The following is a 15,752-nucleotide window of genomic DNA, read 5'->3' as shown; positions in this document are numbered from 1 at the left end:
GACCCATGTCTCGACATGATGCCGTGCCGCCTTCTGGGTCCCGGCTCTGCGCAGCAGCGTTGCACGCTGCAGCGCGTCCGGGACACGTACCTACCCAAACCTCCATTCCGTCGTCTCCACCACGAGATCGACGAACGCGCGCACCTTGGCCGAGAGCAGGCGCGAGGTCGGGTAGACGATATGGATCGGCAGCGCCGGCTGCTGGTACTTCGCCAGCACGATCTTCAGGCGCCCGCGCTTCAGACCCTCGGCGGCCTGATAGGCCAGCACCCGCGTCACGCCGCCGCCGGCCTCGGCATATTGCAGCGCTGCGTCGGCGCTGTTGCTGATGAAGCGGGGCGACGGCGTCACCTCGATGTCGCGGCCGTCATGCGGGAAGCGCCATTCGGTCGTGGGGCCGAACTGGATGGTCTGGTGCTCGCGCAGCGCTTCGGGCGTCTTCGGCTCGCCATGGCGCTTGAGATAGCCGGGCGCGGCCACCACGATCCGCCGCATCTCGCCGACCTGGCGCGCCACCAGCGAGGAATCGGCGAGATGGCCGATCCGCACCGCGACGTCGACGGCGTCCTCGACGAGATTGACGAGGTTGTCCGAGAGCCTGAGTTCGCCGGCGACCTCGGGATAGCGCTTGAGATAGGCCGTCATGACCGGTCCGACATGCAGCCGGCCGAAGCCGACCGGGGCCGAGACCACCAGGCGGCCGCTCGGCCGGTTACGCTCCTCTTGTGCGGAGCCCTCGGCCTCCTCGACATCGGCGAGGATCCGCCGCGCGCGCTCGAGATAGCGCGTGCCGACGTCGGTCAGCGTCACCTGCCGCGTGGTCCGCTGCAGCAGCCGCGCGCCGAGATGCTCCTCCAGCGCGGCAATCAGCCGCGTCACCGCCGAAGGCGACAGCCGCAGTTTTCGCGCTGCCGGCGCAAAGCCGCGCAGATCGGCGACGGTGACGAAGACGTGCATGGCGTCCAGGCGGTCCATGGCATTATTGCATATATTGCAATGATGAACTGTCAAGGGGTCAGATTGTTTTGATCGCCGGAAGGTCCATTTTAACGAGCGAAAGACGCAGAGATGCGCCGGAATCTCAAGGAGTCGTTCCGATGTCGGACGTACACACCTATCCCAGCGACGTTGCCTTCTCGCCCGCGGTGAAGGCCATCCAGGCGCGCAAGGGTTCACGCGAGGCCTATGCGAGGGCCGAGCAGCGCGGCTGGCGCACCGAGGTCGACGAAAACCTCGAAGCCTTCCTCGCCGATGCCAACAGTTTTTACTTCGCCACCGCTTCGGCGGATGGTCAGCCCTATATCCAGCACCGCGGCGGTCCCAAGGGCTTTCTCAAGGTGTTGGACAAGCAGACGCTCGCCTTCACCGACTTTGCCGGCAACCAGCAATATCTCACCCAGGGCAATCTGTCGGAGAATCCCAAGGCCTACATCTTCGTCATGGACTACGCCCATCGTCGCCGCGTGAAGATCTGGGGCGAGGCGCGCGTGGTCGAGGACGACGAGGCGCTGACGGAGTCATTGATGCCGAAAGGCTACCGCGCCCGGCCGGAGCAGGTGATCCTGTTCAAGATCACCGCCTGGGACACCAACTGCCCGCAGCACATCCCGCAGAAATTCGATGCGCCGGATGTGGCGGCCGCACTGGCTGCGAGGGACGCGAGAATTGCGGAGCTGGAGGCGGAGGTCGCGGCGTTGAAGGGGGAGAAGGCGGCTCGAGCCTGATCTGAAGCAAGCGCCACGAGTTCGATGCACCCTCTCCCCTTGTGGGAGAGGGTGGCTTCGACGCGAAGCATCGAAGCCGGGTGAGGGGTTCTATCCTCGCGCGCAGTCTCGCGAGTGGAGAGAACCCCTCATCCGGCGCCATAGCCGATGCATAGCATCGGCGTTCTTGAGAACGGCGGCCCGAGGCCGCCTACGCCACCTTCTCCCAGAAGGGGAGAAGGGAAGAGGAACCATTCGCGAAATCAGATCACACTCGCGCCTTCGTGCTGGAAGCCGAGATAGCTCGCCGCCACCCGTTCGTTCGCAGCGATGTCGCTGGCCTTGCCACTGAGCACGAACTCGCCGAGCTCCATCACGTAGGCCTGGTCCGCGATCTTCAATGCGGCCTGTGCGTTCTGCTCGACCAGCAGCACGGACACGCCGCTGGCGCGCAGCTCGGTGACGATGCGGAAGATATCCGCGACGATGATCGGGGCGAGGCCGAGGCTCGGCTCGTCCAGCATCAGGAGTTTCGGCTCGCCCATCAGCGCGCGGCCCATCGCGAGCATCTGCTGCTCGCCGCCGGAGAGCGTGCCGGCGAACTGCTTGCGCCGCTCCTTCAGCCGCGGAAACAGCGTGTAGACCCGCTCCATCGAGGCCTTCGCCTTGCTTCGCTCGATGCGGAAGGCGCCGAGCTCGAGATTGTCCTCGACATTCATGGTCACGAACAATTCGCGGTGCTCGGGGACGAGGCCGAGGCCCATCGCGACGCGGTCCTCGATGTCGAGCCGCGCCAGATCCTGGCCGGCAAAGGTGACGCGGCCTTTCAGCGGCAGGATGCCCATGATGGCCGACAGCAGCGTGGTCTTGCCGGCGCCGTTGGCACCGACGATGGTGACGATCTGGTTCTGGCCGACCTCGAGCGAGACCGAGCGCACGGCCTCGACCTTGCCGTAGGCGACATGGGCGTCGGTGACGGACAACAGCGCGCTCATGCGGCCACTCCGAGATAGGCCTTGATCACTTCGGGATTGGTCTTGATCGTGGCGGGCGTGCCCTCCGCGATCTTGGTGCCGAAATCGAGCACCACGATGCGGTCGGCGAGGTTCATCACGAAGCCCATGTCGTGCTCGACCAGAAGGACGGACATTCCGCCGTCGCGCAGCTCCCGCAGCAGCGCGGCGAGCCGCTGCTTCTCCATGTGGCGGAGGCCCGCGGCCGGCTCGTCGAGCAGCAGCAGCATCGGGTCGACGCAGAGCGCGCGGGCGATCTCGACGATCCTCTGCTGGCCGAGCGAGAGCGAGCCTGCGAGCTGATGCATCTGCTCGCCAAGTCCGACGCGCTCGATCTGGCGGGCCGCTTCGGCGAGCAGCTTGGCCTCATCAGCGCGGTCGAGCCGCAGCATCGAGGAGATCGGTCCCGAATGGCCGCGCAGATGGGCGCCGATCGCGACGTTCTCCAGCACGGTCATGTCAGGCACCAGCTTGACATGCTGGAAGGTCCTGCTGATGCCGAGCTTGACGATCTCCTGCGGCGGCGCCTTGTCGACCTTGTTGCCGAGCACGGAAATCGAGCCTGATGTGGCCGACAGCACGCCGGTGATCAGGTTGAAGGTGGTGCTCTTGCCGGCGCCGTTCGGGCCGATCAGCGCAACGATTTCGCGGGCCTGGACGTCGAAGGAGACGTTGTTGACCGCGACCACGCCGCCGAATTGTTTTCGCGCTTTTTCCACCTGGAGCAGAATGCCGGACTGGCCTGCAGCGCGAACGCGCCCTTCGAGCTTCAACGACGTGTCGGGCTTTTTGCCACTGGTACGCTCGGGCAGGAACGAGATCAGCCAGGGCCAGAGGCCGCCGGGCGCGAGCTGGAGCAGCGCCACCAGCATGATGCCGAACACGATGGTCTCGACCTGGCCGGAGCCCGGCAGGATCAGCGGCAGATAGCTTTGCAGCACTTCCTTCAGGACCACGACGATCGCCGCGCCCAGCACGCCGCCCCAGACATAGCCGGCGCCGCCGACCACGGCGATGAAGAGATACTCGATGCCGGCCTGTGCGCCGAACGGCGTCGGGTTCACCGCGCGCTGAAGATGGGCGTAGAGCCAGCCGGAGAGGCCGGCGAGCACGGCGGCATGGATGAACACCAGCATCTTGGCCCGCGGCGTGTGTACGCCGAACGCCTCGGCTGCGACATGACCGCGGCGCAGCGCGCGGATGGCGCGGCCGGTGCGGGAGTCCAGCAGGTTCATCGTGAGCAGGGCCGAAAGGATCACGGCGACCCAGATCGCGTAATAGATCGAGCCGGGCGAGAGCATCTTGAACGCGCCGATCGACAGCGGCGGGATCGCCGAGATGCCGTCGTTTCTCCCCAGGAATTCCAGCTTGCTGAAGAGGTAGAACAGGCCCAGCCCCCAGGCCAGCGTGCCGAGCGGCAGATAGTGGCCGGAGAGGCGGACGGTGACAAGGCCGAGCAGCACCGCCAGCAATCCGCTGACCAAGAGCGACAGCGGCAGCGTCAGCCAGGGCGACAGGCCGTAGCCCGTCGACAGCACGGCCGTGGTGTAGGCGCCGAAGCCGACGAAAGCGGCTTGTCCGAACGAGGTCAGGCCGCCGACGCCGGTCAGCAGCACGAGGCCCATCGCGACGAGGGCCGCGAGGCCGATATTGTCGAGCAGCACGATCCAGAACGGGGGCATGCCCGGGACGAACGGGATCGCTGCCATGACCAGCGCGAATATGAGGATGGGAAGCCGGCTCTGCATCTTGGCCTCAGTCCTTCTCTTCCTCGACCGCGGGCGCGGCGAGCGAGCGCAGCAGCAGCACGGGGATCAGCAGCATGAAAACGATCACCTCCTTGTAGTTGGAGGCATAGAAGGACGAGAACGCCTCGACGATGCCGACCACCAGCGCCGCGACGGCGGTGAGGGGATAGCTGACGAGGCCGCCGATGATCGCGGCGACAAAGCCCTTCAGGCCGATCAGGAAGCCGCTGTCATAATAGAGCGTCGTGATCGGCACGATCATGATGCCCGACAGCGCGCCGATGACGGAGGCCAGCAGGAAGGCGATCTGCCCCGACAGCGTGGTGCGGATGCCGACGAGCCGCGCGCCGAGCCGGTTCACGGCGGTCGCGCGCAGCGCCTTGCCATAGAGCGTCAGGCCGAAGAACAGCCAGAGCCCGACGATGAAGGCGATGGTGATGCCGTAGACGGTGAGGCTCTGGCCGGTGAAGCGCAGCGAGCCTGCGGTGAACGCGCCGGACAGCACGGCAGGTCCGCGCTGGCCTTCGGCGCCGAAGAACAGCAGGCCCAGTCCCTGCAGCGCGAGGTGGACGCCGACGGAGGCGATCAGCAGCACCAGCACGGAGGTGTGCGCCAGCGGCTGGAACGCGACGCGGTAGAGATAAACGCCGATCATCGCCACGATCACCAGCGACAGCGCGATGCTGATCGCCACCGGCGGCTTCTGGGCGGCGAAGTAGATGGTCAACGCCAGCACGATGGCCGGCAGCACGACATTGGTGACGAGGCTGCGCAGGATCAGGCGGCCGTGCAGCGCCTTGCGCGCGACGAACAGGTCGAAGGCGAAGGCGCCGATGCCCAGCGCGAGCGCGAGCTTTGCGGTGCCCGGCATCTGTCCCGCGGCCAGCGAGGCATAGGTCAGCGCGCCGTAGGTGACGAATTCGCCCTGGGGAATCAGGATTACGCGGGTGACGGCGAACACCAGCACCAGCGCCAGCCCGAGCAGCGCATAGATTGCGCCATTGGTGATGCCGTCCTGCAGCAGGAACAGCATGATGGTGGTATTCAAGACCGGACGCTCCCCCTTAAAGATTAAGGACCGGTCCCCCGATTGTGGTGGACGGTCCGCTCACAGCCATTGAAAAACGCTGACGATATTTGATATGGTCCATAACAATTATCAAATATAACATCAAGGGCGGGGAACGACCCGCCCCGAATTTAGCGGGATTACGAGCACGAGGCGATGACCGTTTCCAAAACCGCTGAAAAGTCTTCTGAAAAACCGGCCGACTCGGCCAAGGTCCGCAAGGACGCCTCCGAGCCGCAGGCCGAAGCCCTCCAGCTCGGCGAGCTCTCCGAGCAGCTCGGCTATGTCCTGAAGCGGGCACAGCTCAAGGTGTTCGAGAACTTTTTGCGCTGCATGGCCTCGCTCCAGCTCACGCCGGCGCAGTTCTCGGTGCTGCTGCTGGTCGAGAAGAACCCGGGCCGTAACCAGACCGAGATCGCCTCCACGCTCGGCATCCTCAGGCCGAATTTCGTGGCCATGCTCGACAATCTCGAAAGCCGCGACCTTTGCGCGCGGATCCGCTCCACCAACGACCGCCGCTCGCACATCCTGGTGCTGACCGACAAGGGCAAGGCGGTGCTGACCCGCGCCAAGAAGCTGGTCGCCACCAAGCACGAGGCGCGGCTGAACGAGCTGCTCGGGCAGGCCAACCGCGAGGCCCTGATCGAGATGCTCTCGAAGATCGCCAACGAATTCTAGGGACTTAAGTTGGCGCCGGTTACGCCGCGGCGAACCGGTCGGGCAGGGCCGGCGCGTCCGCGCCCAGGAAGCGGCGCTCGATCTCTGCTGCGGGCAGGGGGCGGCTGAACAGATAGCCCTGCATTTCCGTGCAGCCCTCCGCCGCGATCCGCTCCCGCTGTTCGTCGGTTTCGACGCCCTCGGCCGTGGTCGTCATGCCCATCCCGCGCGCCAGCGCCGCCACCGCCCGTACGATGCTGAGAGACCCCGCGTCGTTTTCGACCCCGCTGACGAAAGACCGGTCGATCTTGATCTTGTCGAAGGGGAAGCACTGCAGATAGGCCAGTGACGAATAGCCGGTGCCGAAATCGTCCATGGCGATCCTGATGCCGAGCGCGCGAAGCTGGTGCAGCGTCGCCAGCGTCGTAGTCCGGTCCTGCAGCAGGACGCTTTCCGTGATCTCGATCTCCAGCCGCCGCGGATCGAGGCCTGAGGCCGCCAGCGCCCCCACGATCACCTCCGTCAGGCCCGCCTGGCGGAACTGCACCGCCGAGATGTTGACGGCGACGTGCAGATGGCTCGGCCAGCGGCTTGCGGTGGCGCAGGCCTGCCGGATCACCCATTCGCCGATCGGCACGATCAGGCCGATCTCTTCCGCAAGCGGGATGAAGCTGCTCGGCGCGACCAGCCCGCGCCGCGGGTGGCGCCAGCGGATCAGGGCTTCGAAGCCGGTGATCTCGCGGCCGTCGGTCTTCACGATCGGCTGGTAGTGCAACTCGAACTCGCCCGCCGCAAGGCCGTTGCGCAGATCCTGCTCCAGCGCACGATGGCTTTGCGCCTCCTCGTCCATGGCCGGCTCGAAGAAGCGATGCATGCCGCGGCCGTCGCTCTTGGCGCGATACAGCGCAAGGTCGGCATTGTGCAGGAGCTGCTCGGACGTCGCGCCGTCGTCCGGCGCAATGGCGATGCCGATGCTCGCGCTCGTAATGGCCTGGTGTCCGTCGAGCCCGAACGGCTCGCTCAGTCTGCCGACGACGTCACGCGCCAGCACGTCCGCCTCGCTCCGGTCGGAAATCGGCGTCTGCAGGATCACGAATTCATCGCCGCCCATGCGCGCGATGGTATCGCTGTCGCGCGCCAGCTGCCTGAGGCGGCGGGCGACATCCTGCAGCAGGATGTCGCCGGCCCGGTGGCCCAGCGTGTCGTTGACGGCCTTGAACTTGTCGAGGTCGATGTGATGGACCGCGAACATCCCGCCCTGTTCCAGCGCCCGCTCGAGGCGCTGGCCGAGCAGCACGCGGTTGGCAAGGTCCGTCAGCGCATCGTGATGCGCCATGTGCGCGATCCGCAGCTCCGCCTTGCGCTGCTCGGTGATGTCCTCGTGGGTCGCGACCCAGCCGAGGTCCGGCATCGGCCGGTGCCTGATCTTGAAGGTGCGCCCGTTCCGCATCTCGACGATGCTGTCGGTCGCCTCCGCCGAGGTGGCGACGCCGGTCCGCCATGTGGCGTATTCCGCTCGCGTCATCGCCGGCACGCTGCCGGCCTCGAAGCGCAGGTCCAGGATCTCCTGGAGCGGCGTGCCCGGACGAACGCGGTCGGGCGGCAAGCCGTACATGTCGACGTAATGCGTATTGCAGACCAGCAGCCGGTGGTCCGCGTCGAAGAAGCACAGCCCGTGCGACATGTTGTTGATCGCGATGTCGAACTGGAGATTGCGTTCCTGCAGCCGCGCGCTGAGCTCTTCGCGCTCGGTGATGTCCTCGTGGGTCGCCATGCCGCCACCGCCGGGCAGGGGATGGATGGTGTAGGCGATGATCCTTCCGTCGGCGAATTGCTGGACGGTCTGCTCGCGGGCGACCGCACCTTCCGTGCGGGCGCGGACATAGGCGCCGGCTTCGCCACGAATGTTGAGGCCCAGGCTGAGCCGATGCTCGATCAGATTCCTGACGGGCGTGCCCGCGCGCACCTGCTCGGGCGCGAGCGCGTACATCTCCCTGTAGCGCGGATTGCAGAAAATGACCTTGCGGTCGCTGCCGAAGAGGATGATCCCGAGCCACAGATTGTTGGCGGCACAGGCCAGCAACTCGCCAAGCGCGAGCGGGTCGATGCGTGCGACCTCCTGATCACCATCCGCCATGTGAGTTGTCCCCGGACCAGCACGGATTAGAGCAGGCGGTGGTGAATGAGCCCAACGATTTGCCCGGTTCCAGGGCATGTTCCCGAAACTGCGGCGAACGCGAGGTTAAGGACGATGCCGGCAGCCACCGGAATCGCGGGCGCCGGGCTCAGACATCGTTAACTATGGCCGCGCGGGATCCCCCGCGCGGGCAGGCAGCATCAGTCGACGAGGATCACCCTGATGTCGTTGACATTGGTCAGCGTCGGGCCCGGCTGCAGCAGATCCCCCGTTGCCTCGAAGAACGTCGTCGCGTCGTTGTTGTCGAGATAGGCCTGCGGCTGAAGCGCGAGCGCCTTCATCTTCGCGAAGGTCGACGCGTCGATCAGCGCGCCGGCGGGGTCGGTGGGATGGCCGGCGCCGCCATCGGCGCCGTCGGTGTCACCGGCGAGCGCCGAGATGTCAGGCGTGTCTTTGAGCAGGGCGGCGAGCGCCAGCGCGTATTCCTGGTTCGGCCCGCCGCGCCCATTGCCGCGCACGGTCACCGTGAGCTCGCCGCCGGAGAGGATCGCAACGCGCTTGCCTTGCGCACGGGCCTGAAGCGCCAGCTTCGCGTGCGCGGCCGCGACCTCGCGCGCCTCGCCCTCGAGATCGGCGCCGAGATCGATCGTCTCGTAGCCGGCCTCCTTCGCAAGCTTCACTGCGGCATCGAGCGACTGTTTGGGCCGTGCGATCAGCTCGAACGAGGCGCGCGCGAACGCGGCCTCGCCCGGCTTGCAGCTCTCGTTGTTGGCATCGTCGAGCGCGCGGCGTACCGCATCTTCGATGTCGAGCTTGTATTTTGCGACGATCGCGCGCGCGTCCGCCAGCGTGGTCGGATCGGGCACGGTGGGGCCGGAGGCGATCGCGGAGGGATCGTCATGCGGCACGTCGGAGATCGCGAGCGTCACGATCTCGGCGGCGTTCCTGCCGGCGCGCGCGAGCCGCCCGCCTTTGATCCGCGACAGATGCTTGCGCACGACGTTCATCTCGCCGATCGGTGCGCCCGAGCGCAGCAGCGCCTTGTTGACCGCCTGCTTCTGCGCAAAGCTGATGCCGTCCACCGGCGCAATCCAGTTCGCCGAGCCGCCGCCGGTGAGCAGCACCAGCAGCAGATCGTCAGGGCCAGCCTCGCCCGCGAGCGCGAGCGTGTCGGCGGCGCCCTTCAGGCCAGCCTCGTCAGGCACGGGATGGCCGGCCTCGAGCACGCGGATGCGGCGCGTCGGAACGCCGTAGCCGTGACGCGTGGTGGCGATGCCGACGAGGCGCTCCGGCGCCAGCTTGAGCGAGTCGAGATAGTGCCGCTCGGCCGCGGCGGCCATGGCGCCGGCGCCCTTGCCGGCGGCAAGGCAGATCACGCGTCCCTTGGGCGCGGGGCGCAAGTGCGGCGCCAGAATTGTATTCGGATGGGCGGCGGCGACGGCGGCATCATACAGCGCACGGAGCAGGGGACGTCGGTCGGTCATGGCGAGGGCCTTCGGCGGACTAAAGCAGCGGCGGCGAAATCGCCGTCCTCCTGCCTAGCGCATCATGCGCCAAAGCGTAAGCAGGCTTTACCATCATTCGATTGTGCAATCGCGTGATCATAATCGGCGCGCAGCAAAAAGCCCCCTGCGATCATCTCGCAGGGGGCTTGTGACCGTCAAATATCTAGGCGGCTAGCCGCCGGCGTCGGCGCTGATCACGTCGCCGAACAGTTCCCAGCGCTCGCCCTTGAACCTCTCGAGGCGGAGCTGGCTGATCGGCGCGAAGTCGTTCGGCCCGGTGTTGATCTGGATGCCCGGCAGCAGCGCCTCGGTGCGGAAGTTCTTCAGGCTGGCGGCCTGCTTCATGATGTTCTCGCGCGTGAGATCATCGCCGCACTGCTTCAGCACCTGGACCAGCGTCTGGGCCACGGCGTAGCCGACGATGGTGCCCTTGTCGAGCTTGTCGCCGTCGGGGAAGTATTTGGCCATGAACGCGAGAAAATCCTTCATGCCGGGATCGTTGGCCCATTCGGTATCCGACACGTCCTTGAGATAGTCGGCCGAGATGATGTCCTGGCCGTTCTCGAAGCCGGCCGGCTTCATCACGCTGCCGACGGAGGCCGAGACGTTGTTGAGGAAGTGCAGCGGCTTCCAGCCGATCTCGGAATTCTTCTTGATCGCTTGCGCCGCGAATTTCGGCGTGGTGATGTTCATGAAGACGTCGGCGCCGGTCGACTTCAGCTTGACGATGTGGTTGTCGATGGTGGGCTCGGAGGTCTCGTAGCTCTCCTCGATGACGATCATCGAAGCGGCTTTCGAGCCGAGGCCGTCCTTGAGGCCCTTCAGATAGTCCTTGCCGTAATCGTCGTTCTGGTAGAGCACGGCGATCTTGGCGTCCGGCTTGTTCTTGAGCAGCCACTTCGCATAGATCTGCGTCTCGCTCTGGTAGTTGGGCTGCCAGCCCATCGTCCACGGGAAGTTCTGCGGGTCGTTCCACTTGGTGGCGCCGGTGGCGACGAACAGCTGCGGCACCTTCTTCGAATTCATGTATTTCTGGATCGCCGAGTTCGGCGGCGTGCCGAGCGAATTGAAGATGAACAGCACCTCGTCGCTCTCGACCAGCTTGCGCGCCTGCTCCACCGTCTTCGGCGGCGAATAGGCGTCGTCATAGCTGATGTAGTTGATCTTGCGGCCGTTGATGCCGCCCTCTTCGTTGATCTTCTTGAAATAGGCGGCCTCGGTCCGGCCGATGATGCCGTAGGCGGAGGCCGGTCCGCTGTACGGCATGATGTTGCCGATCTTGATCTCGGTATCGGTCGCGCCGGTATCGTATTTCTTCTGGGCCGATGCAGTGGAGGCCGAGGCCGCAATGAGCGCAAGCGCCAGTGACGCGGCCGCAAGTTTGCCGGTGACAGCGGGCATTCCTATCTCCCTATTTTCTTGGTGTGTGTGCGCCCGTTTTCTTGTCTTGATTGTTTTTGGCGACGCCACGGCGATTGAATACGATTTGCGTTGCAGCATCAAGGAAAAGCCCCTGCGACGAGGTCGCAGGGGCTGCTTCTTTAGTAGTCATGGTGGGCCAGGCCGAGCCTTTAGCCGCCCACGTCGCTGCTGAGGACGTCGCCGAACAGCTCCCAGCTTTCGCCCTTGAAGCGCATGAGCTGCACCTGGGACAGGGGAGCAAAGTCGGTGGGGCTGGTGTTAGCCTTGATGCCCGGCAGCAGGCCGGCGGGTTCGAAGTCGTTGATGTTGGCTGCCTGCTTCATGACGTTGGCGCGCGTCAGATCGTCGCCGCATGCCTTCAAGACGTGCACGAGACCTTGGGCTGCGATGTACCCGTACATCACCGCCGAATCCGTGCGGTTGGCTTCGGGATAGTACTTTTCGAGGAACTCGTTCCAGGCCTTCATCGCCGCATCGTTCTTCCATTGCTGATCGGTCGGATCCTTGTAGTAGTTCGAGGAGATGATGCCTTCCGAGGCCTCGAAGCCAGCCGGCTTCATGACGCTGCCGATGGAGACCGAGACGTTGTTGAGGAAGTGCATTGGCTTCCAGCCGATCTCGTGCATCTTCTTGATCGCCTGAGCCGCAAATTTCGGCGTGGTGACGTTGAAGAACACGTCGGCATCCATCGACTTCAGCTTGACAATGCTGGAGTCGATGGTCGGCTGCGCCACCTCGTAGCTTTCCTCGACCACGATCATCGACGCCGCCTTGGTGCCCAGGCCGTCCTTCAGGCCCTTGACGTAATCTTTGCCGTAGTCGTCATTCTGATAGAGGATGGCTATCCTGGCGTTCGGCCTTTCCTTCAGAATGTACTTTGCATAAATGCGGGCTTCGGTTTGGTAGTTCGGCTGCCAGCCCATTGTCCAAGGGAAATCCTTGGGATCATCCCATTTGGTGGCGCCGGTGGCGACGAACAATTGCGGCACCTTCTTCGCGTTCATGTATTTCTGGATCGCCGTGTTCGGCGGCGTACCGAGCGATTGGAAGATCAGCAGCACCTCGTCGCTCTCGACGAGCTTGCGTGCCTGCTCAACCGTCTTCGGCGGCGAGTAGGCGTCGTCATAGCTGATGAAATTGATCTTGCGGCCGTTGATGCCGCCCTCCGCGTTGATCTTGCGGAAGTAGGCCTCCTCAGTCTTGCCGATCACGCCGTAGGCCGACGCCGGCCCGCTATAGGGCATGATGTTGCCGATCTTGATTTCGGTGTCGGTAGCGCCGGTGTCGTATTTCTTCTGCGCCATGGCCGCCGTGGAAAGCGTAGCAGCCAGCGCGAGGGCGGCCGAGAAGGCCCCCAATCGCATATGCACTGCAGGCATCTTGATCTCCCTGGATACGGTTGAATGTGTCGTTTGTTGTTGATTGGGAGCGCCCGTTTCCCGTAGCTCCGGCGGACATTGAATACCCTTCCCGGTTCACCAGCAAGAAAAACGCCCCCTGCAGGGGGCGCGATTTGATCGAAGCGAGGGGCAGATGAGGTTCTGCGCGACGTCAATAGATTGAGTTTGAGTTGCGTTTACGATTCACGCTTCCGTTTGGTTGCGCGACTTGCGAGGCCTTCTAATGACCGAGATCACTCGAGATGATGTCGCCGAACAGCTCCCATTTCCGGCCCTTGAAGCGCATCATCTGGAGCTGCTCGATCGGGGCGAAATTGTCGGCCGCGGTATTGATCCTGATACCGGGCAGCAGCGTATCGGGCTCGAAATCCTTCAAGGAAGCGGCCTGCTTCATGACGTTCTCTCGGGTGAGGTCGTCGCCGCACATCTGCAGCACCTTCACCATGGTCTGTGCGGCGGCATAGCCGAACACCACGCCGGCATCGAGCTTGTTGGCCTTGGGATCGTACTGGGCGATGAAGTCATAGAACTTCTTCATGCCGTCATCGGCGTTCCATTGCGGGTCGGAGCCGTCCTTGGTGTAGCTCGCCGACAGGACGCCCTGCGAGATCTCGAGACCGGCCGGTTCGAGCACGCCGCCGACCGAAGCCGAGACGTTCGAAATAATGTGGATCGGACGCCAGCTGATCTCGGCCGCCTTCTTGATGGCCTGGGCTGCGAATTTCGGCGTGGAGATGTTGATGAAGACGTCGGCGCCCGAGGCCTTCAACTTCACGACGTGCTCGTCGATCGCGGGCTCGGAGGTGTCGTAGCCGTCTTCCAGCACGATCATCGAGGCCTTGGGCCCGAGGCCTTCCTTCAGCCCCTTCAGGTAGTCCTTGCCGAAATCGTCGTTCTGATAGAGCACGCCGATCTTTCCGTCCGGCTTCTCCTTCATGATGTACTTGGCGTAGATGCGCGCCTCACTCGCGTAGCTCGGCTGCCAGCCCATCGTCCAGGGATACTGCCTGGGATCGTTCCACTTCGAGGCGCCGCTCGCCACGAACAATTGCGGCACCTTCTTCTCGTTCATGTATTTGCGGATGGCGCCGTTGGTGGAGGTGCCGAGCGAGCCGAAGATCAGCAGCACCCCGTCGCTCTCGACCAGCTTGCGCGCCTGCTCCACCGTCTTCGGCGGCGAATAGCCGTCGTCGTAGGAGATGAACTTGATCTTGCGGCCGTTGACGCCGCCCTCGGCATTGACCTTGTTGAAATAGGCTTCCTCGGCCTTGCCGATCGCGGCATAGGCGGAAGCCGGGCCGCTATAGGGCATGATGTTGCCGATCTTGATCTCGGTATCGGAAGCGCCGCTGTCGTATTTCTTCTGCGCCAGTGCCGGGCTGCTCACCGCAGTGCACAACGCGAATGCGGCCAGCAGGGCCGCAACCTGAAATCGAACGGCAGTCATAACTCTCCTACCCCGGCTGGATCGGCGCCGCATTGAACAAGATTGACGCCGGACGTCAACAAAAAGCCCCCGCGAGCGATCGCGGGGGCTTCCCTGGGGTTGGACTATTGCGTCAGCGTGTCACTCGGAGGCGACGTCGCCGCTGATGATCTCGCCGAAGAGTTCCCACCTCTCGCCCTTGAAGCGCTGCATCTGGAGCTGCGCGATCGGGGCGAAGTCGGTGGCGCCGGTGTTGAGCTTGATGCCGGGCAGCATGGTGTCCGGTGCAAAGTCCTTCAGGCTGGCGGCCTGCTTCATGAGGTTGGCGCGGGTGAGATCGTCACCGCACATCTCCAGGACCTTGGCCAGCGTCGAGGCCGCGCCGTAGCCATAGACCATGCTGGTGTCGGACTTGTCGGCACCCGGCATGTACTTGTCGACAAACTCGTTCCACTTCTTCATGCCGGGGTCGTTGGCCCACTGCGGGTCCGTCGAGTCCTTGGCATAGGCCGCCGACAGCACGCCCTGCGCGTTCTCGAAGCCGGCCGGCTTCATCACGCTGCCGACCGAGATCGAGACGTTGGTGAGGATCTGGAGCGGCTTCCAGCTGAGCTCGGCCGTCTTCTTGATGGTTTGGGCGGCGAACTTGGGCGTCGCGTAGATCAGCAGCACGTCGGGATTGGCGGCCTTGATCTTGACGATGTGGCCGTCGATCGACGGCTCGGACACCTCATAGCTCTCTTCCATGATGATCATGGACGCACCCTTGGCGCCGAGGCCGTCCTTGGTGCCCTTGAGGTAGTCTTTGCCGAAATCGTCGTTCTGGTAGAGGATCGCGACCTTGGCGTCGGGCTTCTCCTTCATCAGCCATTTCGCGTAGATCTGCGCTTCGCTCTGGTAGGAGGGCTGCCAGCCGATGGTCCAGGGGAAGTTCTTCGGATCGTTCCACTTGGTGGCGCCGGTGGCGACGAAGAGCTGCGGGATCTTCTTGGCGTTGAGGTACTTCTGGATCGCGGTGTTCGAGGGCGTGCCGAGCGGGTTGAACACCGTCAGCACCTCGTCGCTCTCGACCAGCTTGCGGACCTGCTCGACCGCCTTCGGCGGCGAATAGCCGTCGTCATAGGTGACGAAGTTGATCTTGCGGCCGTTGATGCCGCCCTTCTCGTTGATCATCTTGAAATAGGCTTCTTCGGTCTTGCCGATGATGCCATAGGCCGACGCCGGACCGCTGTACGGCATGATGTTGCCGATCTTGATCTCGGTATCGGAAGCGCCGGTGTCGTATTTCTTCTGGGCGAGGGCAGCGCTGGAGGCGAGGGTCGCGACCGCCGTCGCGAGCGCGGCGGTTCGCAGTGTTCTTCCGAATAGCAATTGGGTCTCCTTGAGTTGAACAGCAGTCTTGAAGAGGGTTTTCAGTTCTTTCTGAGCTTGCCGGCGAGTTGCTGGCCCAGGATCGCGACCTGCCTTGCGCCGTGCGGCACGAGGTAGATGACGAGGAACAGCAGCACGCCGAACACGGCGCCGGAGAGGCCCTTGGAGACGCCCTCCGCGATGTTCGGCACGAAGATGATGAAGGCCGCGCCGACGATCGAGCCGGGCAGCCAGCCGACGCCGCCGACCACCATGCCCAGGAACAGCGAGATCGCGAGCGTGATGGTGTAGCTGTCGGGCG

12 protein-coding genes and 1 pseudogene are annotated in these 15,752 nt (G+C 64.3%); 2 read left to right on the top strand and 11 right to left on the bottom strand.

What is annotated here, in order from left to right:
* Positions 1–90 precede the first annotated feature (90 nt).
* Positions 91–975 (bottom strand): LysR family transcriptional regulator, encoded by an 885-nt coding sequence (locus tag RAD15_RS28785; protein WP_458181591.1) that lies wholly within the window; start codon positions 973–975, stop codon positions 91–93.
* A gap of 122 nt (positions 976–1,097) precedes the next feature.
* Between RAD15_RS28785 and RAD15_RS28780 the strand changes: the two genes are divergently transcribed.
* The gene (locus RAD15_RS28780) at positions 1,098–1,724 is read left to right on the top strand and encodes a pyridoxamine 5'-phosphate oxidase family protein (protein ID WP_458181590.1); all 627 of its coding nucleotides are present in this window, start codon (positions 1,098–1,100) and stop codon (positions 1,722–1,724) included.
* A gap of 242 nt (positions 1,725–1,966) precedes the next feature.
* Here the strand turns inward: RAD15_RS28780 and RAD15_RS28775 are convergent, their stop codons facing one another.
* From RAD15_RS28775 to RAD15_RS28765, 3 genes are read right to left on the bottom strand one after another with little or no spacing between them, the layout of a single operon-like run.
* Positions 1,967–2,698, bottom strand: coding sequence for an ABC transporter ATP-binding protein (locus RAD15_RS28775; RefSeq protein WP_458181589.1), 732 nt, complete (start codon positions 2,696–2,698; stop codon positions 1,967–1,969).
* The gene (locus tag RAD15_RS28770) at positions 2,695–4,464 is read right to left on the bottom strand and encodes a branched-chain amino acid ABC transporter ATP-binding protein/permease (RefSeq protein ID WP_458181588.1); all 1,770 of its coding nucleotides are present in this window, start codon (positions 4,462–4,464) and stop codon (positions 2,695–2,697) included. The genes RAD15_RS28775 and RAD15_RS28770 overlap by 4 nt, the downstream gene beginning before the upstream one ends.
* Positions 4,465–4,471: 7 nt before the next feature.
* Complete coding sequence (locus RAD15_RS28765) at positions 4,472–5,512, bottom strand: branched-chain amino acid ABC transporter permease (RefSeq protein ID WP_458181587.1); 1,041 nt, start codon at positions 5,510–5,512, stop codon at positions 4,472–4,474.
* 177 nt (positions 5,513–5,689) lie between these two features.
* Between RAD15_RS28765 and RAD15_RS28760 the strand changes: the two genes are divergently transcribed.
* Positions 5,690–6,211: a MarR family winged helix-turn-helix transcriptional regulator gene (locus RAD15_RS28760; RefSeq protein WP_458181586.1), complete on the top strand. Its 522-nt coding sequence runs from the start codon at positions 5,690–5,692 to the stop codon at positions 6,209–6,211.
* A 19-nt stretch (positions 6,212–6,230) separates the two neighbouring features.
* Here the strand turns inward: RAD15_RS28760 and RAD15_RS28755 are convergent, their stop codons facing one another.
* The 7 genes and pseudogenes from RAD15_RS28755 to RAD15_RS28725 form a co-directional block, all read right to left on the bottom strand.
* On the bottom strand, positions 6,231–8,327 hold the full coding sequence (locus RAD15_RS28755; protein ID WP_458181585.1) for a putative bifunctional diguanylate cyclase/phosphodiesterase: 2,097 nt from the start codon (positions 8,325–8,327) through the stop codon (positions 6,231–6,233).
* Between the two features lie 200 nt (positions 8,328–8,527).
* Positions 8,528–9,811 carry a glycerate kinase type-2 family protein gene (locus RAD15_RS28750; protein WP_458181584.1) on the bottom strand — a complete coding sequence of 428 codons (1,284 nt, stop codon included), beginning with the start codon at positions 9,809–9,811 and terminating at the stop codon, positions 8,528–8,530.
* A 192-nt stretch (positions 9,812–10,003) separates the two neighbouring features.
* A complete protein-coding gene (locus tag RAD15_RS28745) occupies positions 10,004–11,233 on the bottom strand; it encodes an ABC transporter substrate-binding protein (protein WP_458181583.1) in 1,230 nt (409 codons plus the stop codon).
* Positions 11,234–11,403: 170 nt separating this feature from the next.
* A complete protein-coding gene (locus RAD15_RS28740; protein ID WP_458181582.1) occupies positions 11,404–12,633 on the bottom strand; it encodes an ABC transporter substrate-binding protein in 1,230 nt (409 codons plus the stop codon).
* A 241-nt stretch (positions 12,634–12,874) separates the two neighbouring features.
* On the bottom strand, positions 12,875–14,101 hold the full coding sequence (locus tag RAD15_RS28735; protein WP_458181581.1) for an ABC transporter substrate-binding protein: 1,227 nt from the start codon (positions 14,099–14,101) through the stop codon (positions 12,875–12,877).
* A 120-nt stretch (positions 14,102–14,221) separates the two neighbouring features.
* Positions 14,222–15,451 (bottom strand): ABC transporter substrate-binding protein, encoded by a 1,230-nt coding sequence (locus RAD15_RS28730; RefSeq protein WP_458181580.1) that lies wholly within the window; start codon positions 15,449–15,451, stop codon positions 14,222–14,224.
* A gap of 41 nt (positions 15,452–15,492) precedes the next feature.
* Positions 15,493–15,752, bottom strand: a pseudogene (locus RAD15_RS28725) (branched-chain amino acid ABC transporter permease); the annotation flags it as partial.

The sequence above is a fragment of the Bradyrhizobium sp. 14AA genome, assembly GCF_054185205.1.
This window is presented reverse-complemented; position numbering and strand designations above follow the sequence as displayed.

Bases quoted from the DNA above. Each gene is read 5' to 3' on its own strand.
- RAD15_RS28785 (WP_458181591.1), bottom strand. From the start codon at position 975: ATGGACCGCCTGGACGCCATGCACGTCTTCGTCACCGTCGCCGATCTG.
- RAD15_RS28780 (WP_458181590.1), top strand. From the start codon at position 1,098: ATGTCGGACGTACACACCTATCCCAGCGACGTTGCCTTCTCGCCCGCG.
- RAD15_RS28775 (WP_458181589.1), bottom strand. From the start codon at position 2,698: ATGAGCGCGCTGTTGTCCGTCACCGACGCCCATGTCGCCTACGGCAAG.
- RAD15_RS28770 (WP_458181588.1), bottom strand. From the start codon at position 4,464: ATGCAGAGCCGGCTTCCCATCCTCATATTCGCGCTGGTCATGGCAGCG.
- RAD15_RS28760 (WP_458181586.1), top strand. From the start codon at position 5,690: ATGACCGTTTCCAAAACCGCTGAAAAGTCTTCTGAAAAACCGGCCGAC.
- RAD15_RS28755 (WP_458181585.1), bottom strand. From the start codon at position 8,327: ATGGCGGATGGTGATCAGGAGGTCGCACGCATCGACCCGCTCGCGCTT.
- RAD15_RS28750 (WP_458181584.1), bottom strand. From the start codon at position 9,811: ATGACCGACCGACGTCCCCTGCTCCGTGCGCTGTATGATGCCGCCGTC.
- RAD15_RS28745 (WP_458181583.1), bottom strand. From the start codon at position 11,233: ATGCCCGCTGTCACCGGCAAACTTGCGGCCGCGTCACTGGCGCTTGCG.
- RAD15_RS28740 (WP_458181582.1), bottom strand. From the start codon at position 12,633: ATGCCTGCAGTGCATATGCGATTGGGGGCCTTCTCGGCCGCCCTCGCG.
- RAD15_RS28735 (WP_458181581.1), bottom strand. From the start codon at position 14,101: ATGACTGCCGTTCGATTTCAGGTTGCGGCCCTGCTGGCCGCATTCGCG.